General features: G+C 70.9%; 14 protein-coding genes. 6 read left to right on the plus strand and 8 right to left on the minus strand.

Translation table 11 applies throughout. The features are described from left to right. Window positions 1–2: 2 nt before the first annotated feature. Genes OG780_RS23235 through OG780_RS23245 form a run of 3 tightly spaced genes read left to right on the plus strand, consistent with a single transcriptional unit; the run spans window position 3 to window position 6,337 of the window. Window positions 3–4,097: a non-ribosomal peptide synthetase gene (locus tag OG780_RS23235; RefSeq protein ID WP_328458318.1), complete on the plus strand. Its 4,095-nt coding sequence runs from the start codon at window positions 3–5 to the stop codon at window positions 4,095–4,097. A 10-nt stretch (window positions 4,098–4,107) separates the two neighbouring features. Then, complete coding sequence (locus OG780_RS23240; protein WP_328451115.1) at window positions 4,108–5,262, plus strand: acyl-CoA dehydrogenase family protein; 1,155 nt, start codon at window positions 4,108–4,110, stop codon at window positions 5,260–5,262. Window position 5,263: 1 nt separating this feature from the next. Then, window positions 5,264–6,337 (plus strand): acyl-CoA dehydrogenase family protein, encoded by a 1,074-nt coding sequence (locus OG780_RS23245; RefSeq protein WP_328451117.1) that lies wholly within the window; start codon window positions 5,264–5,266, stop codon window positions 6,335–6,337. Between the two features lie 4 nt (window positions 6,338–6,341). Here OG780_RS23245 and OG780_RS23250 read toward each other — a convergent pair whose 3' ends face one another. From OG780_RS23250 to OG780_RS23265, 4 genes are all read right to left on the minus strand, one after another. After that, window positions 6,342–7,055 carry a response regulator transcription factor gene (locus OG780_RS23250; protein ID WP_328451119.1) on the minus strand — a complete coding sequence of 238 codons (714 nt, stop codon included), beginning with the start codon at window positions 7,053–7,055 and terminating at the stop codon, window positions 6,342–6,344. Window positions 7,056–7,300: 245 nt separating this feature from the next. After that, window positions 7,301–7,471: a hypothetical protein gene (locus OG780_RS23255; RefSeq protein ID WP_328451121.1), complete on the minus strand. Its 171-nt coding sequence runs from the start codon at window positions 7,469–7,471 to the stop codon at window positions 7,301–7,303. 125 nt (window positions 7,472–7,596) lie between these two features. Then, the gene (locus tag OG780_RS23260; RefSeq protein WP_328451123.1) at window positions 7,597–10,626 is read right to left on the minus strand and encodes an AfsR/SARP family transcriptional regulator; all 3,030 of its coding nucleotides are present in this window, start codon (window positions 10,624–10,626) and stop codon (window positions 7,597–7,599) included. Window positions 10,627–10,775: 149 nt separating this feature from the next. Then, window positions 10,776–11,708 (minus strand): phosphoribosylglycinamide synthetase, encoded by a 933-nt coding sequence (locus OG780_RS23265; RefSeq protein ID WP_328451125.1) that lies wholly within the window; start codon window positions 11,706–11,708, stop codon window positions 10,776–10,778. A 665-nt stretch (window positions 11,709–12,373) separates the two neighbouring features. On the opposite strand from OG780_RS23265, the gene OG780_RS23270 reads away from it, so the two are divergent. Beyond that, window positions 12,374–12,922 (plus strand): DUF1062 domain-containing protein, encoded by a 549-nt coding sequence (locus tag OG780_RS23270; RefSeq protein ID WP_328451127.1) that lies wholly within the window; start codon window positions 12,374–12,376, stop codon window positions 12,920–12,922. A 166-nt stretch (window positions 12,923–13,088) separates the two neighbouring features. Here OG780_RS23270 and OG780_RS23275 read toward each other — a convergent pair whose 3' ends face one another. Further along, a complete protein-coding gene (locus tag OG780_RS23275) occupies window positions 13,089–13,568 on the minus strand; it encodes a GNAT family N-acetyltransferase (RefSeq protein WP_328451129.1) in 480 nt (159 codons plus the stop codon). A 135-nt stretch (window positions 13,569–13,703) separates the two neighbouring features. On the opposite strand from OG780_RS23275, the gene OG780_RS23280 reads away from it, so the two are divergent. Both OG780_RS23280 and OG780_RS23285 read left to right on the plus strand, forming a co-directional pair. Further along, on the plus strand, window positions 13,704–14,357 hold the full coding sequence (locus tag OG780_RS23280; protein ID WP_328451131.1) for a rhomboid-like protein: 654 nt from the start codon (window positions 13,704–13,706) through the stop codon (window positions 14,355–14,357). Between the two features lie 9 nt (window positions 14,358–14,366). After that, window positions 14,367–15,773: an NAD(P)/FAD-dependent oxidoreductase gene (locus OG780_RS23285; RefSeq protein ID WP_328451133.1), complete on the plus strand. Its 1,407-nt coding sequence runs from the start codon at window positions 14,367–14,369 to the stop codon at window positions 15,771–15,773. Window positions 15,774–15,840: 67 nt separating this feature from the next. On the opposite strand, the gene OG780_RS23290 is transcribed toward OG780_RS23285, so the two are convergent. The 3 genes from OG780_RS23290 to OG780_RS23300 form a co-directional block, all read right to left on the minus strand. Continuing rightward, entirely contained in the window at window positions 15,841–17,340 is a 1,500-nt protein-coding gene (locus OG780_RS23290; protein WP_328451135.1) for an MFS transporter, read from the minus strand. A gap of 80 nt (window positions 17,341–17,420) precedes the next feature. Next, window positions 17,421–18,401, minus strand: coding sequence for a zinc-binding dehydrogenase (locus OG780_RS23295; RefSeq protein ID WP_328451137.1), 981 nt, complete (start codon window positions 18,399–18,401; stop codon window positions 17,421–17,423). 57 nt (window positions 18,402–18,458) lie between these two features. After that, the gene (locus OG780_RS23300) at window positions 18,459–19,625 is read right to left on the minus strand and encodes an NAD(P)-binding protein (RefSeq protein ID WP_328451139.1); all 1,167 of its coding nucleotides are present in this window, start codon (window positions 19,623–19,625) and stop codon (window positions 18,459–18,461) included. Between the last annotated feature and the right edge of the window lie 37 nt (window positions 19,626–19,662).

Consider the following 19,662-nt stretch of genomic DNA (forward strand, 5'->3'; position numbering starts at 1 on the left):
ACATGACCCGGCGTCTCGCCGCGCTGCCCGCGAAGCGCCGCGCGCGGTTCCTCGCGCGCTTGAGGGAGCAGGCGGAAGCCGCGGCGCGGCGTGGCCCGACGCCGCGCGGTGACACGGGGCCGGTACCCCTGTCGTACGCGCAGGAGACCCTCCGGTTCCTCGACGGCCCGGCTCCGGACGGCCCTGTCGCCGGGACGCCGTTGTGCCTGCGTCTGCGGGGCGGTCTGGACACGCGCGCGCTGCGCTCGGCGCTGGCCGCGGTCGTGGCCCGGCACGACGCGCTGCGGACCGGGATCGTGGAGCGCGAGGGCGGCCCGGTGCAGGTGGTCGTGCCCGAGGTCCGGGTCGAACTGCCGCTGATCGAGGTCGAAGGCGCCGACCACGAGCGGCGGCTCGCCGCCGCGCGGGCACTGGTGGAGAGCCGGAGCGGGACACCGTTCGACCTGACCCGGACGCCGGTGTGGCGCGCGGTGCTGGTCCGGGTGGAGCCGGACGACCATCTCTTCCTGCTCGACGTACCCCACATCGTGTGCGACGCCCGGTCGCGGGGCGTGCTCATGCGTGAACTCGCCGAGTGCTACCGGTCGCTGCGCGACGGCGACGCACCACGGCTGTCCGGTCCTCCCGTGCAGTACCCGGACTACGCGGTGTGGCAACGCGGCCGGTGCGACAGCGGCGACCTGGACAAGCGGGCCGCGTACTGGCGGGACAAGCTGGCGGGCGCCGAGGTGATGGAGTTCCCGACCGACCGGCCCCATGGTGAGACACGGACCTTCGAGGGCGACAGCGGCAGCTTCTCCGTCGGGCACGAAGGCCTGGAGAGGGCGAGGGGACTGGCCCGGGAAGAGGGCGCGAGCCCGTTCGACGTCCTCGTCGCCGCGTTCTTCACTCTGCTGCACCGCTACTCCGGCCTGGACGACCTGGTGATCGGCTCGCCGGATGCGGACCGGCGGCACGACGGACTGTCATCGGTGATCGGACTCTTCACCGACATGAGGGTGCTGCGCGCGGACGTCTCCGGCGACCCGACCTTCCGTGAGCTGGTTCAGCGGGTCAAGCGTGTGTCGTCCGAGGCGTACGAGCAGGGCGGACTGCCGTTCGACAGGCTGGTCGACGCGGTGGAACCGGTCCTCGACCCGTCACGCTCACCGGTCTTCCAGATCGTGTTCGGCGCGGACGACGCGTGCACCACGACCGGCCTGCCCGGCATCGCCACCTCGCACGAGACCGTCCGGACCGGCGTCTCCCGGTTCGACATGACCTGGAACCTGACGGAGCAGACGGCTCCCGGAGCCGACGCACGCCTTGCCGTCGAGTTCAACACCGACCTGTTCGACGCCGAGAGCATCGCCAGGTTCGCCCGGCACTATGACGGACTGCTCGACACCTTGACCGCCGCCCCGGACGCTCCGTTGTCCGCCGCCGAGATGCTGAGCCCGGCGGACAAGGAGTTCCTGGCCGAGGTCGGCAGGGGGCCGACGCGGCCGATACGCGAATCCACCATCGTGCAGGAGTTCGAGGCGCGCGTTCGGGAGTCCCCGGACAGCGTGGCCGTCGTGGTCGCGGGCGTCGAGACCGGCTACGCCGAACTCAACGCCCGCGCGAACCGGCTCGCCGCCCTGCTGCGCGAGCGCGGCGTCGAGGCGGGCACGAGGATCGGCCTGTGTCTGCGCAGGAACGTGGACGTGCCGACCGCGATCCTCGCGGTACTCAAGACCGGCGCGGCCTACGTGCCGCTCGACACGGCGCACCCGCCCGCGCGGGTCGCGGAGATCGCCGCCGACGCGGGTGTGCGTGCGGTGATCGCGCACGCCGAGGCCGGCAAGACGGTGAGCGAGGTCGGTGTACCCGTCGTGACGCTGGACGACGTCCGCGAGGAACTGGCGGCGATGCCCGACCACGATCCTCCGCTCGCGGCGAAGCCCGGCGACGTCGCGTACGTCATCTACACCTCCGGCAGCACGGGCAAGCCGAAGGGGGTGCTGCTCGAGCACCGCGGCGTGGTCAACTTCATCGACTCCACGCGGGACCTGTTCGGTCTGACACCGGCCGACCGGGTGCTCGGGTTCGCCTCGGTGACCTTCGACGTCTCCGTGTTCGAGACGTTCTCGGCGCTGCTGACCGGAGCACGCCTGTGCCTGGCGACCGAGGACGAGCGGCTGTCCGTCGACCGGCTCCAGTCGCTGATGGAACGGGCCGGCATCACCGTCATCGACCTGCCCCCGACCGTGATGCCGCTGCTGGCACCCGAGAAGTTCACCGGCCTGCGGATCGCGTTCGTCGGCGGCGAGGCGTTCAGCGGTGAGCTGGTGAACCGGTGGAACCCCGGTCGGCGGCTGTTCAACGGCTACGGGCCGACCGAGTGCACGGTGACGATGATCGTGGAGGAGTGCCCGGGCACCTGGGACGCCTCACCGCCCATCGGCCTGCCCATGACCAACCATGTGGCACACGTGCTCGACCGTGGCCTGCGTCAGGTGCCGGTCGGTGTGCCGGGTGAACTGGTGATCGGAGGCGGTGGTCTGGCGCGGGGCTACCTCAACCGGGACGAGCTGACCGCGGAGAAGTTCATCGCCGACCCGTTCGGCACCGCGCCCGGTGGACGGCTGTACCGGACCGGAGACCTGGTGAAACGGCTGGCGGACGGACGCCTTGTCTTCCTCGGCCGGATCGACCAACAGGTCAAGATCCGCGGGCTGCGGATAGAACTGGGCGAGGTGGAGTCGGCGTTGACCGGCTTCGACGGGATCGGGCCGGTCAGCGTGCAGGCGTGGACCGACGGCAACGGGGACAAGCACCTGGTCGGCTATCTGACCGGGGTCACCGGGCAGCAGGCACCGGCGGTGCGCGAGCATCTGGGCACGTTCCTGCCGTCGTACATGATCCCGTCGTACTTCGTGGTGCTCGACGAGCTTCCGCTCACCAGCAGCGGCAAGGTCGACCGGCGCAGGCTGCCCGCTCCGGACCTGAGCCGTACGGGCGAGGGGCACGGCGACGGGTCGCTCACCGCGACGGAACGCAGGCTGCTGCGCGACGTGCTCGCTCCCCTGCTGCGCGACGACCGGATCGGCGTGCACGACGATTTCTTCCTGTCGGGCGGCAACAGTCTCCAGGCCGTTCAGCTGATGTCGGCGATCAACCGCAGGTTCGGGGTGGAGATCACGCTCGGCGACTTCTTCGTCTCGCCCACCGTCGCCCACCTGGCCGCCACCATCGACACCGGACGCGCCGCACGGCGCGCTGACGACGGCGATCCGCTCGGCGCGCTGGAGAGCCTGTCCGGGCAGGAAGCCGTCCGGACCGCTGCGCCGAGTGACGGCCGGGCACCGGTGGTGATGCGTGCGGCGGGGCCGGCGCAGGTGATCCTGCTGCACCCGTCAGGCGGTGAACTGTTCTGCTACATGCCGTTGGCCAGGGCACTGTCCGAGGGCATCGGCGTGACCGGTTTCGCCGCCGACCCACGCGACGCCTCCGTGGCTCCGCAGGACGCGATGGCGGCAACCGCCGCCAGGATCGCGCAGTCCCTGGTCGAGACCGGCCTGCCGGAGTCGTGCTGCCTGGCCGGCTGGTCGTACGGCGGTGTGCTCGCCTTCGAAGTCGCCCGGCAGATCGAGCGGAGGACCGGAGAGCGGCCGCCGGTGGTTCTGCTGGACGCCGACTACGACGAGGACCTTGCCCCTCTCGACGAGCCGACGGTACGGCAGCGGTTCGTCCACGACGTCGCCAGGCTGACGGGACGCGACGGCCCGGCGGTACGCGCGGTCCTCGACGACCCGGCAGCCGGCGTGGCCGACGTCGGGAAGACACTGACGGACCTCGGCGTCGAACTGGGGCTCCCGGAGACGGAGTTGGCCGCGCGCTTCGAGACCTTCCGGTCCTCCGCCCTGTCCATGCAGGCGTACCGCCCACCGGGTCCGTACGGCGGACCGGTCACCGTGCTCACCGCCTCGCCCCACATCGCCGCGGAAGAGCGGTGGCGGACGGTGTGCACGGGTCCGTTCCGGGCCGAGAGCGTGCCCGGAGACCACTACACCCTTTTCACAGAACCGGCATTGAGCCGGGTCGTCGCGGCGATCGAAGAGACGCTCGCCTCTTGAGGAGACGTACATGCGGTTCGGATTCACCGAGGACCAACAACGGTTCCGGGCGGACGTGCGCAAGACGCTGCTCTCCGCCGAGGTACGTGCCGCGGCGGCGGAGGCCACCGGCGCGGACGGTGTCGAGCCGGACGGGCGTCCGCTCTATCGCCTGCTCGGAGAACTGGGACTGCTCGCCGTGCACTGGCCCGTCGAGTTCGGCGGAGAAAGCCGCCCGCTGACCGACGCCGCCATCGTCGCCGAGGAACTGGTGCGCGCGGGAGTGCCGGACACCTTCCATGTCAACACCATTCAGATCGTAGGCCAGTTCCTGCTGATGGCGGGCAGCGACGAGCAGAAGCGCCGGTACCTGCCCGCACTGGCCCGTGGTGAGAGTTTCGCTTCGGTGCTCTACACCGAACCGGACGCGGGATCGGATCTCGGTGCGCTGCGGGCCGTGGCCGAACCGGACGGCGACGGCTACCGGATCACCGGCACGAAGGTGTTCAGCCTCAAGACACGGTTCGTCGACCTCGGGCTGTGCGCGGCCCGTACGACGGCCGGGGGCGGAAAGTACCAGGGAATCAGTCTGTTCCTGGTCGACCTGGGCGCCCCTGGTGTGACGGTGTCGGTGATACCCGGCATCGGCGACGAGCACTTCCACCGGGTGGACCTCGACTCGGTCCTGGTGTCGGGCGACGACCTCCTCGGTCCGCGCGACGAGGGGTGGCCGCTGCTCAACGAGGCACTGGCCATCGAACGCACCGGTCTCGACTATCACCTCAAGGCGGAGCGCTGGCTGGAGGCCGCGCTGGACGCACTGACCGACGACGCCCCCGACTCTCCGCACGACGACCGCCTCGAGCAGATCGGCCGCTGGTACGGCGCGCTGACGGCCGACCACGTCCTCGCCTGGGAGGTCCTCACCGGCCTCGCGTCGGACCAGGTCGACCAGGTCTCGACGGCCGTCGCCAAGTACCACAGCAGCGAACTCGCCCAGAGCATCGCGGCGTGGGCCGTCGGCATCCCCAGCCCCGAGCAGCGGGCGAACCGCACCAGGGCGGCCGTGACCCTCGACTCCGCCCACCGGGAGGCGCCGGGGCTCACGCTGTCGGCGGGGACCTCCGAGGTGATGCTCCAGATCATGGCCACCGCGTTCGACTCCATCGGACAGGAAGAACACTGACATGGACCTCACCCCCGATCCGCTCGTCGTCCAGTTGCGCAGGGCATTGCGCACGGGTCTCGCCGGCGTCCCCGCCCGGACCGGACTGCACGGCGCACCGGTGACCGACGGAGCCTTCGGTCCGACCCGGGCGGTGCTCGACGCGCTGGGCGCGGCCGACTTCGAACGGCCGGCCTCCGCCGGCGGTCTCGGCCTCGGTCTGACGGCCGGGGTGCTCGTCAGCGAGGAGCTCGGCCGCGCGGCATGCGGCAACTCCTACCGGGCCGACGCGATGGCGGCCGACACGGGCGGTCCGGCAGGCGCGGCACTGGCCGGACTGGAAGCGCTGCCGGTCGGCAGCGGTCCCACCGCGATCCCGCGAGCGGGCGGCTGGGAGCTGACCGGCACGGTCACGGTCGACGACGCGGGCCCCGGGCCGCTTCTGGTGGCCACCAGGGCAGACGGCGAGCCGGTGCTCGTCGCAGTGTCACGCGATGCGACCGGCGTCGGCGTGGAGGCCGGGTCCTGGCCGCCGGCCGTCCGGTTCGAGGCCACGCCGGTCACCACGGCGGACGTGCTCGGGCCCCTGGACGACTCGCCCACCGGTCCGCTCGCGCGGGCGCGGCTGCGGCAGGCTGCCTATCTGCTGGGCATCGCCGACGGCGCGCACCGGATCGCGGTGGAATACGCCGGTTTCCGGCGGCAGTTCGGCACCAGGCTACGTGATCTGCCCGCGGTCTCGTTCCCGTTGGCGCGAGCCATGGTGGCGTTGCGCGCGACCAGGGCGGCGGTGTACCGGGGGGCCTGGCTGGTCGACTCCGAGCCGGACGCCGTCGGCACCGCACCGGTCGTAGCGCTGGCGATGGCCGCCGAGACCGCGCGCGACGTGGTGCGGTCGGGCATGCAGAGCTGCGGGGTGCGCGCGATGACGGCGGAACTGGGGCTGCACCGGTACTTCCGGCTGGCCGCGGCCGAGTCCGTCCGGTACGGCGATCCCGCCGCGCTGTGGCGGACGGTCGGCGCCGAGCGCATGCGAACGGCCCGTCGCGCCGCGGCCGGTACGGAGCTTCCGGTCGTGGCGACGGGCCGGCCATGAGGGGTCAACTCGCGCGCAGGCCCACCGGCGACGCGGTCCTCTCGTCGCCGGTGGACTGTCCGGCCGAGTGGATGAGCCCGGTCCGGTAGGCCAGTGACACGAGCTCGGCACGGTCGCGGACCCCGAGCTTGGTGCGCACGCGGTAGAGGTGGGTACGGACCGTGGCCTCGCCGATGATCAGTTCCCGGGCCACCTCCTCGGTGGACATGCCCTGCGCCACCATCCGGGTCACTTCCCGTTCCCGCGGGGTCAGTTCGGTCACCTCCGGGCACAGAACGGTCGCCTGGGGTTCCGGCTGCGCACGGAACCAGGTGACCAGGCGCTGCGCGATGTTCGGCGCGAGCATGGTCTGCCCGGCGGCTGCCGCCTGGATCGCGGTGATCAGCTCCTGCGGGCTCGCGTCCTTTCCGAGCAGGCAGCTCACGCCGGTATGCAGTACGTCGCTCACCGTCTTGTCGGTGTCGGACGCGGTGAACACGACGACGTTGGGCGGCTCGTCCTCCTTGCCGAGCCTGCGGATCAACTCAAGTCCGGAGATGGTCTGGAGGCTCAGATCCGTGACCACGACATCGGGCTGCGTGGTGCGCACGAGAACGATGGCTTCCATGCCGTTGGGGGTCGTGCCGATCACGTCGATGCCCGGCACCGCGTCGAGGAGGGTTCTGAGACCGTCCGCGATAACGGGCAGCTGGTCACAGATGAGTACCCGAATGGCCATTGTGTTCCCCCTCGGTAAGGATTGGGCAGAAGCCTCACTGCCGTGAACGGGATCGCGGCGCGGATATCGCGAAGCTCACGCCGGAAGGCACTTGTCCGGTCTCATCGGCGTGACGCGGATCAACGCGTGTGATGCGCGGACGGACCGGACGTGAGGCCACCGCCTGATGCGGTGCCGACTCTCGACAGTGACTCTTCCTGGTGGCTGGACCGGTGGGCCGCAGCCACTGGTTGCGGCCCACCGGCTCAGCCGTTGCCGTTGTTGTCGGCCAGCTCGACCATGTCCGTCAAGGAGGCGGAGGCGACGGTGCGCTGCTGGACCGTCGTCGGCACGCCGGCGTCGGAGGAGGCCGTGAACGCCCCCAGAAGCGTCCCGAGAGCGATGGCGGAGGCGGCGGCGACAGGGGCGAAGCGCATGAGTGAACTCCTTTGGGAAGGAAGACCTTTTCGACTCCGCTGATGCTCCCGGTCCGTCCTCCCCGCCCGTTCCCCTCTGGACACCCGCCCGATCCCCGCGTCGTGAACCGTCCGACGCGCAGGACTCACCGTGCGGTCTCCGGCACGTTCATGAGGGAGAACAGGTTGTCCGCCGCCGAGCGGTGCTGCAGGGCCACCTGCGTATGTCCCCGGGCCTCGGCGGTACGGGCGAGGCCCCACAGCGCGCACGCCTCGTCGTAGCGCAACTCCATACGACAGGCGATCTCGTGGGCCAGAAGCTGCTGAGCCTGCGCGGTGTCCAGGTCCCTCTGCGCGTACAGCACGCGCCCGACCGAGAGGTGCACGGTGGCACGGTGAATGTCGTCGGTGCTGCTGGTGGCCTTGGTGAGGGCGTGGCCGGCGCTGTCCGCCGCCTCCTCCAGCTCACCCAGGCGCACCAGCACGTCGGCTCTGCGGGCGAGCACCAGCGGCAACACGGAGGGCATGTTGATGCGCTGGCACCGCTCCAGTGCCGCGTCGGCCCGGGCGAGCGCCTCCTCGAAGCGGCCCAGTCCCTCCATCGCCTGGGAGAGATTGCTCAGCGCGTCCACGGAGAGCTGAATCTCCTTGATCGAGTCGAAGATGACCACAGCCCGCTCCGCCGACTCCGCCGCTTCCTCGAACTTCCCCAGCCGTACCTGGATCAGGCTCAGCGTGCTCAACGACGAGCCGTCGAGCCGGGTGAAGCCGAGTTCCTGCGCGCACGTGTTGGCCTCCTGGCACAGCCGCAGCGCGCGTTCCAGCTCCCCCATGCTGTTGTACGCCTGTCCCAGCCGGGCCCGGCACTCCGCCTCGCTCTGCACGTCCTCCATCAGCCGGGACAGGTCGACGGCTTCCTCCAGCCGGGCGACCGCGTCGCGCAACTGCCCCAGCCGCCACTTGCCCATGGCCAGGTTCATCAGGTTCAGCCGGGTCCAAGTCCGGTCCCCGAGCTGCTGCGACGCGCTGACACCCTTCTCCAGCGCCATGTTGGCGCTGGCGTCGTAGCCGCGGATGCTGGAGTGGAAACCCAGCTCACGCGGCAGCCGCGCGGCGTGCCACAGCAGTCCTCCGTGATACGCGGTGTCCACCGCTGCCAGCAGACTGTCGCGGTGTTGGTCGAGCCACTGGAGCGCCTTGTCCTTGTGGCCGAACTCGTCGCCCGCCCGGCCTGTCTCTCCGCGCTCGCCGAAACGGCGCCGCCCGGGAAACAGCGTGTCGCACGCGGCTTCCGCCGTGTTCAGGTAGTGGTCCAGCAGTCGCCGCACCGCCTGCCCGTCCTCCGGCTCCCTCTGATCCTGCGCGACCCGCTGCACGAAGCTGCGCACAAGATCGTGCAGCGCGTACACTCCCGGTTCCCTGGCCTCCAGCAGCCGTACATCGACCAGTTCTTCCAGTACGTCCTCGGCCGTCAGGGCATCCGTGTCCAGCAGCGCGGCGGCTTCCTCGGTGTCCAGATAGCGTCCGGGGTGGTGTCCCAGAAGCCTGAAGGCCGTGCGCTGGTCCGGGGGCATGGACTGGTACGACAGCAGCAGCGCGCCCGCGACGCCCCTGCCCTCGATGGTGAGTTCGTCCAGTCGCCGGCTGTGGTCGCGCAGCCGTTCGACGAGTCGCTGGACGGTCCAGTACGGACGGTTCGCCAGCCGGGCGGCGGCGATCCTGACCGCCAGCGGGAGCCCTCCGCACAGCCGCAGCAGCTCACGGGCCGCCTCCGGCTCTCTCTCGACGCGTTCGGCACCGAGGGTGTTACGCAGGAGCTGGTGGCTGTCCAGCTCCGGAAGGGCGCCCACGGAGAGCCACTCGGCTCCGTCCAGTCCGGTCAGCCGCGGGCGGCTGGTGATCAGGACCAGGCTGTCGGAGGAGGCGGGGATCAGCGCCCGCACCTGCTCGGAGGCGGCGGCGTTGTCCAGGATCAACACCATGCGACGGCCTCGCATGTAGGACTGCCATCGCGTGGCGCGTCCCGCCGGCACCGTGGGTATCTCATCGCTGGGTATGCCGGCGGCGGCGAGAAGGTCTCCCTGCGCGTGGAACACGCTGAGCGGCGTCTGGCCCGGTGTGAAGCCGTGCAGGTCGATGAAGAGACTGCCGTTCGGATACTGCTCGGCCAGTTGATGGGCGGCGCGGATGGCCAGGGCCGTCTTGCCGCCGCCGCCCATGCCGTCGAGGGCCAGGACCGTCGGTGACCCCTCCGGGGCGCGTCTGGCCGCATCGCAGATCCCCCGCAGCTCGGAGCTGCGGCCCGAGAAGTCGGGCACGTCGAACGGCAGCGCGTGCGGGACCCTGGTCACCTGGTGCGGGACACGGGACGCGGAGCGTTCCGGACGGGCGAGCGACGGGTCCTGGCGCAGGATGCGTTCGTGCAGTCCGGTCAGCTCCACGCCGGGGTCTATGCCCAGTTCGTCCGCGAGGTGGTCGCGTACGCGGGCGAACTCGTCGAGCGCGGCGGCTTGTTGCCCGGAGTGGTAGAGGGCGAGCATCAGCCGGCTGCGCAGCGTCTCGCGCAGTGGATGCTCGTCCACGAGGACCCGCAGCTCACCCGTGATCTCGGCGGCCTCGCCCGCGTCGATGCACAGTTCGTAGAACTGCTCGGCGGCGGTGAGCCGTTGTTCCTCCAGGGCCGTCGAGGCGGCGTCGACCACACGGCCGCCGGAACCGGCCAGCACAGGTCCTCGCCACAGCGCCAGCGCCTCACGCAACTGCGCGGCGGCCTGCTGTGCTTCCCCCGTGTCCAGTGATTCCCTGGCCTGCCGTAACAGCTTCTGGTGCTGCAGCAGATCGAGTTGCCCGGTGTCGACCACCGCGCGGTATCCGGGTCCGTCGGTGACGATGATGTCGGGCCCGTGCGGAATGCGACTGCGCAGCTTGGCCACCGTCTTGCGTACCTGGTGCTCGGCGCTGTCCGGCGGTTCCTCGTCCCAGGCGGCCATCACCAGCCGGGAGACGGGCACGACGCGCCCGGCCTCGAGGAGCAGCGCCACGAGGACACGTCTTTGCAGATCCCCGGTGACGGGTATGAGAGTGCTGCCGCTGCGGACCTCCAGAGATCCCAGGACGACGAATTCCGGTGGAGGACTTGTGTCGTCTTCACCCTGTTTAGATGTCACGGTCCGCACCCTGACCTCCCCCGTCAGTGATGAGATGGAACGCACTCCTCGCGAGGGTAGATCATTCCGGGGAAAAACAGCACTAGGCATGCCCACTTCATACCTTGCCCCCGTGCCTTCGCCCGCTCCGGAGGCGGAACGTACCTACCCGGCGCTCGTCATCGGTCGGCCGGCCGGATGTAGGTGACAAGATCGCGTCGTGCCCTGGCGACCCGTTCGCGGGTGAGCTCCGGTGTGTCGGCCTCGACGACCACATAGGCGCGCCGGGCGCGCGGGTCGCCGACGGGAGCGATCCGGTCACCGGCGGCGTACGGGAAGCGGGCTCCGCGGACCCACGGGGTGACGGCGATGTCCTCCACGCCGGTGTACGTCTCCAGCCGCCCTTCGGGCAGCAGGAAAAAACCGACCTCCGCGTACCGGGAAGAGCTCGGCACGACCGGGTGGTTGCCCTGGAGACCCGTGAAGACCGCCGCCTCCAGGTCGAACCCGCGCGCTATCTCCACGAGCAGGGGGATGCGGTCGGCGCCCAGGTGCGCTCGACAGGACACGATCCGCGGCCCGTCGGGCAACAGCGCCACCTGTGTGTGGGCCGGACCGGAACGGTATCCGCTCGCCGTCAGCCTCTCCTCGACCGCCGCCCCGATGATCTTGCGTTCGTCGTCGGTCAACGGCGCCGGATGGAGGTGGCCCGTCACGAGGAAGTGCGGCGGCCCCGTGGTGCGTTGAGCCGTCATCCCCACGACGTGGTGGGTCTCGTTCACGGTCAGCGTCTCGACGCTCACCCTGGGAGCCTCCGCGGGGACCCGGCCGTCCCCTTCGCGGGCCTGGAGCCGTTCGTACACCGCCGGAGGGTTCGGAGACAGACCCAGCCGCCACGCCTCCCGGACCACCGGCAGGACGGAGCTGCCGTGTCCGCAGTGCAGCACGGTATCGATGCCATGGCGCCGCGCGGTCTGCGCGACGGCCTCGCGCAGACCGCTCTCGTCGGTGAAGTCGGTGAGCAGCAGCTCCTCGGAGACTGCGTCGACGTGCGGCGCGAAGTCAGCCTCAAGCTGCGACGGATCCCATAGCGACCAGATTCGGAACCCCAACTCGGTTCCCTTCTGCACGAGTTGATGACTCGGCATCACCAGGAGCAGTCTGGACCGCGAGCTTCTCGGGGAGTGTGCACACATACACGTCACTATGTAATGCGGTGTTCCCGCCCCGGTCCCGTTCTCTTCCCTTCCTCCGCCGGGAGGCATCTCTCACCCCGACAGGGCTTCGCCGCGTCGGTCGCATCGGCCTCACCCGTGAGATGCGCCCGGCGCTGCGGGGTGCTGCCCTTTCGCACTGCGGAGCAGCTGGTCCGCCGGGTGCGGGGTCTGACGGACGGTCCCGTGGCGGCGCTCGGGGCGGGTAAGCGGGATGCGCAGCCGCGGCGGAGAAAAGTCAGCGGGATGCGTCCTGGCGGTTGAACCCGTCGTGGACGCGCGGGGTGCCCGTGTGTCCGTAGCGTCCGTCGTACTCGCCGGCTCGGCCGGCGCAAGTCACCTCCGTCCCACCGGTGATGACACGCCGATCGATACGCAGAATCTGGTGGTGCGATGTCCGAAGACCGGCGCCGTTGTGCAGCACCACCGCGCTGTCGAGACAAGTCGTCCAGTCAGGGACATGCCGTTGCACCCCCTGTGAGACCTCCCGAGTGCTCATTCGTCGCGCGTGTGCGCCGCGCTGCTTTCCGCTGCGGACTCCTCGCTGAAACAGGTGTACTTCTGTGCTCGAAAACTGGGTAGTCGAACCCGTCCGTCTTCCGCTCGTTCGCCGTCGCTGCCATGTGTGCGCCTCCGACAGCTTCCGGACGAGCGGTAAATTTCGCGTCAACGCGAACCACAAGCTCATCGACGTCTGGCTCCTCGCTCTGTGTACCGCTTGCGGGGAGACCACGAAGCTCACGGTCATGGAGCGGATGAACGTGCGCTCCGTACGGCCCGAGCTGCTGGACCGGCTGCACGACAACGACCCCGTCCTTGCGGCCGAGTTACTCCAGGAACCGGCCGTGCGGCGCCGTAATCGCATAGCACTCGACTGGGAGGACGCCTGGCGCCTCGACACCGGCGGATCGGATCACCTGGACCGCGAGGTGATCGATGTCTCGGTCCGCTTCGCGGCGCGGATCCCTGTCCGGCCGGTGCGACTGATCGCCGAAGGCTGCGGTCTCTCACGGGCCGAGGTCGAGAGACTGATCACGGACGGGAAGCTCGTTTCGGCGGTCCGGCTGAGCGGCAGGCTCTCCGGCGACTTCACCTTCACGCTCAAGCGCTGAGCCCTCCTCGGGACCAGAAGCCTGCCCGGCAGGATCCGCCGAGCAGGCCCTGGAAGGCCGATGAACGCGTGTCCCTCCGCTCGGGCGGTGTCCGAGCCGGGCCTTCGCGTTCGTTCAACGGGCCCGGCGGTGCCGCCGGGCGCGGACCGCGCGGCTGTCCGGGGTCTCAGCCGCGCTTTCCGAGGGTTTCCAGCGCGTCGTCCGTCAGCCGGTACACCGTCCACTCGTCCTGCGGGCGCGCGCCGAGCGACTCGTAGAAGTCGATCGCCGGCCGGTTCCAGTTCAGGACGGACCACTCCAGGCGCTGGTAGCCGCGCTCGACGCAGATCCGCGCGAGTTCCGTGAGCAGCCCCTTGCCGTGGCCGCCGCCGCGCGCCGTCGGGCGTACGTACAGGTCCTCCAGGTAGACGCCGTGGACACCGCGCCAGGTCGAGAAGTTCAGGAACCACAGGGAGAAGCCGACCGGCTCGCCCGTCACGTCGTCCTCCGCGATGTGCGCGTACGCGGCCGGACTCTTTCCGAACAGTGCCTCGCGCAGCTGCTCCGGCGTCGCCCGCGCCTCCTCCAGGGCCTTCTCGTACTCGGCGAGTTCACGGACCAGGGTGTGGATGACGGGGATGTCGTCGGGGACAGCGGTACGGATCATGGGCCGAGAGTAGGGGGTCACCGCGCCGCCCGCCCGGGCCGGGTCCGCCGTTGTGCCGGGCGCTCCCGTGACCCGGTCGGCTCGTCCGGAATGTCGATCGCGTCAGGGACACTGCGGGCATGGGTGAATCAGGCCATGCGGGGTGAACGGTTCTTCCACAGGGTGTGGATGTACGTGCGCGGGGCGCCGGGCACGTACATCTGGCTGACGATTCTCTTCGTCACCACCGTGGCCCTGCACCACATGTCCCCGGATTTCGAAGAGGACTTCCTGCGGCAGCGCTCGACGAACATCCACGAGCTGTCGAACAACCCGGTGCGGGTGCTGTTCGCGAGCGCGATGTGGATCGACGGCGGGCACTGGATTCCGTACGCCGTTCTCTACACCGTCTTCCAGGCGCCCGCCGAACGCTGGCTGGGAACCGCCCGCTGGCTGGCGGTCAACGCGGCCGCGCACGTGCTGTCGACGCTGGTCAGCGAGGGTGCGCTGCTCTGGGCGATCAAGCACGGCGTGGCACCGCACTCCGCGGTCGACACCCTCGATGTCGGGGTGAGCTACGCCCTGGCGGGGGTGGTCGGCGTGCTCACCTACCGGATCGCCACGCCCTGGCGATACGCGTATCTGGTGGTCGTCCTGGCGGTGTACGGAATTCCCTTCATGATGGAGCGGACCTTCACCGATCTCGGGCATTTCACCTCCGTTCTCATCGGACTCGCCTGTTATCCGCTGACCAGAGGGCGCGGAAAAGCACGGAATCCGAAGGAGACAGCCGACACCCCCCGGGGTTAGCGTCCCGCCATGAGCAGCTCGGCGAGCAGGGTCGTGAACGGTGGCATCTCCTTCTGGTACGCGGACGACGGCCTGCCCGCACCCCGGGAGCCGCTGCCCGGCGACGCGACCGCCGACGTCGTCGTGGTCGGCGGCGGCTACACGGGACTGTGGACCGCGTACTACCTGAAGAAGGCGGCCCCCTTCCTGCGCGTCACCGTCCTGGAGCAGAAGTTCTGCGGCTACGGCGCCTCCGGGCGCAACGGCGGCTGGCTCTACAACGGCATCGCGGGCCGCGACCGGTACGCGAAGCTGCACGGCCAGGAGGCGGCCGTACGGCTCCAGCAGGCCATGAACGACACCGTGGACGAGGTCGTCCGGGTGGCCGCCGAAGAAGGCATCGAGGCCGACATCCACCAGGGCGGTGTCCTGGAAGTGGCCTACACGCCCGCCCAGCTCGCGCGGCTCAAGGCCTTCCACGCGCACGAGCTCTCGTTCGGCGAGAAGGACCGCGAGCTGTACGGGGCGAAGGAGACCGCCGAGCGGATCCGGGTCGCGGACGCGGTCGGCTCGGCCTGGACCCCGCATGGGGCCCGGCTGCACCCGGTGAAGCTGGTCAAGGGCCTCGCCGCCGCCGTGGAGGCGCTCGGCGTCACCGTCCACGAGCAGACGCCGGTGACCGAGATCCGCCCGCAGCACGCGGTGACCCCGTACGGCACCGTCCGCGCCCCCTACATCCTGCGCTGCACCGAGGGCTTCACCGCGAACCTCAAGGGCCAGAAGCGGACCTGGCTGCCGATGAACTCCTCGATGATCGCGACGGAGCCGCTGACCGCCGGCCAGTGGGCGGAGATCGGCTGGGAGGGCCGCGAGACGCTCGGCGACATGGCCCACGCGTACATGTACGCCCAGCGCACCGCCGACGACCGGATCGCGCTCGGCGGCCGCGGCGTCCCGTACCGCTTCGGCTCGCGCACCGACAACGACGGCCGCACCCAGCGCTCCACCATCGACGCCCTCTACGAGATCCTCGTCCGCCTCTTCCCGTCCCTGACCGGCGTCCAGGTCTCCCACGCCTGGTCGGGCGTTCTGGGAGTCCCGCGCGACTGGTGCGCCACGGTCACCCTGGACCGCTCGACGGGCCTCGGCTGGGCCGGCGGCTACGTCGGCTCCGGCGTCGCCACCACCAACCTCGCCGCCCGCACCCTGCGCGACCTCGTGCGGCAGGACTCCGGCCAGGCGGGTGCGACCGAGCTGACCGCCCTGCCCTGGGTCGGCCACAAGGTCCGCAAGTGGGAACCGGAGCCCTTCCGCTGGATCGGCGTCCACGGCATGTACGCGACCTACCGCACGGCCGACCGCCGTGAAGGGGCCACCCACAGCCCGGAGTCGTCCCGGCTGGCCCGGATCGCCGACCGGGTGGCGGGGCGCCACTGACCCGGTGCCGGTGTGGCCCCGGCCGCCGGCTCCCCGCGGCCGGGGCCACACCGTCCGGGGGCCGGGGTCAGCCCACCGATTCCGCGACCGCCGCGTCCGACGGCGCGTGCTTGGGGGCCTTGGCCGTGACCATGAGCCCCGCGACCAGGCCGGCCAGCAGCATGATGCCGACGGCCCACCAGATGGCCACGGTGTACCCGTGGACGACGCCCTCCCGGGTGATCAGCTCCTTCTGAGAGGGATCGCGGAGATGGGCGGCGATGTAGGTCGCGCTCGCGGTGGTGGCGATGGTGTTCAGCAGCGCCGTGCCGATCGAACCGCCCACCTGCTGAGAGGTGTTGACCGTCGCCGAGGTGACGCCCGCGTCCTGCGGGGCGACCCCCGCGGTCGCGGTGGCGAAGACCGGCATGAAGGTCAGGCCCATGCCGAGACCCAGCAGGAGCAGCCCCGGCAGCAGCTCGGTGGCGTAGGCGGAGTCGACGGTGAGCTGGGTGAAGAACAGCATGCCGCCGGCCGCGAGGATCATGCCCGGGACCATCAGTACGCGCGGCGCCACACGGGGCAGCAGCCGCGCCGAGATCTGCGTCGAACCGATGATGATCGCGACGGTCAGCGGCAGGAACGCCAGACCGGTCTTCACCGGCGAGTATCCGAGGACGACCTGGAGGTAGTAGGTCATGAACAGGAACACGCCGAACATGCCGATGACGGCGAGCCCCATCGTCAGGAAGCAGCCGGCGCGGTTGCGGTCCTTGACGATGTGCAGCGGCAGGAGCGGGCTCGGCGCCCTGTTCTGCCACCACACGAACGCGACCAGCAGCGCGATCCCGCCCACGATCAGACCCAGCACCAACGGGGCCGACCAGCCGTGCGACTCCGCCTCGCTGACCCCGTACACGATCGCCACCAGTCCGCCGCAGCCCAGCACCGCGCCGGGCACGTCCAGCCGGACGTTCTTGTGGCCGGGCCGGTCGCGCAGCAGTCCGAACGCACCGAAGACCGCGATCACCGCGATGGGGATGTTGACGTACAGACACCAGCGCCAGTTCAGGTACTCCGTCAGCAGGCCGCCCAGGATGAACCCGATCGCCGCGCCGGAGCCCGCCAGCGCTCCGTAGACGCCGAACGCCTTTCCGCGTTCCTTCGGGTCGGTGAAGGTCGTGGTCAGCAGGGACAGCGCCGAGGGCGCGAGCAGGGCGGCGAAGGCGCCCTGGAGGGCGCGGGCGCCGAACAGCATGCCGGACGTGGTCGCCGCGCCGCCGATGCCCGACGCCACCGCGAAGCCGATCAGTCCGATGACGAAGGTGCGTTTGCGTCCGACGAGGTCGGCGACACGGCCGCCGAGCAGCAGCAGCCCGCCGAAGGCCAGCGTGTAGGCCGTGATGACCCACTGCCGGTCGCCGTCGGATATGCCGAGATCGTGCTGCGCGGACGGAAGGGCGATGTTCACGATCGTCGCGTCCAGCACGACCATGAGCTGGGCGAGCGCGATGATCACCAGCGCCCACCAGCGATGGGGGTCGGGACCCACGGGCGCTTCTGGTTCACCTGTCCGGGTGACACTCATTCGCCCAGAAGACCATGGAACGGAATGGGTCGCATCTTTGGGCGATTCGGCCTCATGGGGCGCGTTCCACCGGCTCGTGGTCATGGTTCCAGCACCACCTTTCCGATCGTCGCCCTGCTCTCCAGGGCCCGGTGCGCCGCGGCCGCATCGGCGAGGGGGAAACGGGTCACGGCCGGGACCAGGCGGCCGGCCGCGGCCTCGGCCAGGGCCCGCAGCTCCAGGGTCCGCACGGGGTCGGGTCCGCCCGCCCTGCGCATCATCACGGGGCCGAGCACCTGCTCGGACACCCCTTCCACGAGGTACGGGGAGCCGTCGCGCAGACCGGCGCCGGACCAGCCGAAGACGAGGTGCCGGCCACCGGGGCCGAGCAGTCCGACGGCCTCCCGGGCCACGTCACCGCCGACGCCGTCGAGCACGACGGTCGCCGCCCGGCCACCGAGGTGCGCGCGGACCTTCCCCGGCCAGTCGGGATCGGTGTAGTCGACGGCCGGATCGGCGCCGTTCGCGCGGGCCAGCGCCACCTTCTCGGGGCCGCCCGCGAGGCCGACCACGGTCGCGCCCGCGTGGTGCGCGTACTGCACGAGGAGCGTGCCGACGCCGCCCGCCGCCGCGGGCACGACGACCACGGAGGAGGGGCCGAACTCGGCGAACTGCGCGATCCCCATGGCCGTACGGCCCGTCCCGATCATGGCGACGGCCTGCGCGAAGTCGAGATTCCCGGGAATGTCGTGGAGGCGCTCGACGTCCGTGACCGCCAGCTCGGCGTAGCCCCCCGGGGCGAAACCGAGGTGGGCGACGACGCGTCTGCCGAGCCAGAGCCCGGCGACGCCCTCGCCGAGGGACTCGACGGTTCCGGCGACCTCACGGCCGGGGACGGTCGGCAGGACGGGCTCGGGGGCCGGGCCGCCCCGCATGCCCGCGCGCAGGGCGGTGTCCAGGAGGTGGACGCCCGCGGCGGCCACGGCGATCCGCACCTGGCCGGGTCCCGGCTCGGGGTCCTCCGTCCGCTCGTGGACGAGATTCTCGGCGGGACCGAAGGCGTGCAGTCGGATCGCGTACATCGGGGGCTCCTCGGAATCGGCGGGATCGACCGGTCAGGCCCTGACCACTGTTCAACCTCAAGCTCGCTTGAGGTCAAGGCGCTCCCGGAGGCCCAGGGCCAGCGACACGGCCTCCATCGCGCTGTTGAAGGACACCTCCGAGAGCACCCCGGGAGCCGCGACCTGGTCGCCCACGAGGTAGACGCCGTCGCCCCGGTCGATGCGCGGACGGTCCCGCCAGGTCGTGCCGGGCAGGTCGACCGCGCCCGTACGGCCGTTCGCGACGCTCGTACGCCGCCAGGTGACGCGCTCGCGCCAGCCCTGGAAGGCGAGGTCGAGGAGCTGCTCGGCACGGGCGGCGCCGTGTGCCCCGGACTCTCCCGGGGCGATCGGGAACTGCCCCTGGAGGAGCTGCTCACCGGCCGGGGCGAGGGTGCGGTCCCGGGCGGTGAAGCGCTCGATCCAGCCCGGCGCGTCCAGGTCGGAGACGGCGAACGCGTCCCCGCGGCGGCTCCGCAGCGCCAGGTCGACCAGGGCCGTACGGCCGCTCGGCCAGGTCAGCGAGTCGTCCTTGAGCAGACGGCGGGCCGAGGCCAGCGAGGTGGCGACGACGACCGGGCCCCGGCCCTCGGGGACGGCGTCCACCCGGGCCAGCGTCTCCATCCGCACGCCGAGGTTCCACGCCCGCCCCGCCATCCGGTCGATGACGCCGGCCCAGCCGCCCCGGGGGCAGTGCACCTCCGTCGGCACCTTCACGGCCCGGCGCAGCCGCTCCTGCACGAACGCCGCCGACAGCGAACCGGGATCGTGGTGGAAGAGGGCGACCGCCGAACAGTGAGCCGCGGCCCGCGCGCCCTCCTCTCCGGCCTGTTTCCTCGCCCAGGTCAGGAAGTCGACGTCCGCCGGAGCCCGCTGGCAGGAGCGCCGCAGCAGCTTCAGCATCGCGAACGGTGGGGTGCGGCGCAGCACGCCCCGGTGCCGCAGGCGCAGCCGGGCCGCCTCCAGGGGCGGGATCGGGGCGAGCGCTCCGATCAGGTCCCGCTGGTGGAGCCAGGTCCAGTGCGGGCCCGCGCTGTAGAGGGCGTGCGGTCCCTCGTTCGTCCGGTACGGCCCCTCGGCGGTCCGGGCCCGCCCGCCGAGCGTGTGGTGAGCCTCGTACACGGTGACCTCGGCGCCCGCCTCGGCGGCGGTGATGGCGGCGGTGAGTCCGGCGAAGCCGCCGCCGATGACGGTGATGCGGTACATGGCTGGAGGTCTCCTCTGCTCGGTGTCTGCTCGGTGG

The organism is Streptomyces sp. NBC_00386 (assembly GCF_036063235.1).
GTDB lineage: Bacteria > Actinomycetota > Actinomycetes > Streptomycetales > Streptomycetaceae > Streptomyces.

What these genes read in the sequence shown, in the direction of transcription:
- OG780_RS23235 (WP_328458318.1), top strand. Translation starts at nt 3, where the DNA reads ATGACCCGGCGTCTCGCCGCGCTGCCCGCGAAGCGCCGCGCGCGGTTC.
- OG780_RS23240 (WP_328451115.1), top strand. Translation starts at nt 4,108, where the DNA reads ATGCGGTTCGGATTCACCGAGGACCAACAACGGTTCCGGGCGGACGTG.
- OG780_RS23245 (WP_328451117.1), top strand. Translation starts at nt 5,264, where the DNA reads ATGGACCTCACCCCCGATCCGCTCGTCGTCCAGTTGCGCAGGGCATTG.
- OG780_RS23250 (WP_328451119.1), bottom strand. Translation starts at nt 7,055, where the DNA reads ATGGCCATTCGGGTACTCATCTGTGACCAGCTGCCCGTTATCGCGGAC.
- OG780_RS23255 (WP_328451121.1), bottom strand. Translation starts at nt 7,471, where the DNA reads ATGCGCTTCGCCCCTGTCGCCGCCGCCTCCGCCATCGCTCTCGGGACG.
- OG780_RS23275 (WP_328451129.1), bottom strand. Translation starts at nt 13,568, where the DNA reads ATGATCCGTACCGCTGTCCCCGACGACATCCCCGTCATCCACACCCTG.
- OG780_RS23280 (WP_328451131.1), top strand. Translation starts at nt 13,704, where the DNA reads ATGCGGGGTGAACGGTTCTTCCACAGGGTGTGGATGTACGTGCGCGGG.
- OG780_RS23285 (WP_328451133.1), top strand. Translation starts at nt 14,367, where the DNA reads ATGAGCAGCTCGGCGAGCAGGGTCGTGAACGGTGGCATCTCCTTCTGG.
- OG780_RS23290 (WP_328451135.1), bottom strand. Translation starts at nt 17,340, where the DNA reads ATGAGTGTCACCCGGACAGGTGAACCAGAAGCGCCCGTGGGTCCCGAC.
- OG780_RS23295 (WP_328451137.1), bottom strand. Translation starts at nt 18,401, where the DNA reads ATGTACGCGATCCGACTGCACGCCTTCGGTCCCGCCGAGAATCTCGTC.
- OG780_RS23300 (WP_328451139.1), bottom strand. Translation starts at nt 19,625, where the DNA reads ATGTACCGCATCACCGTCATCGGCGGCGGCTTCGCCGGACTCACCGCC.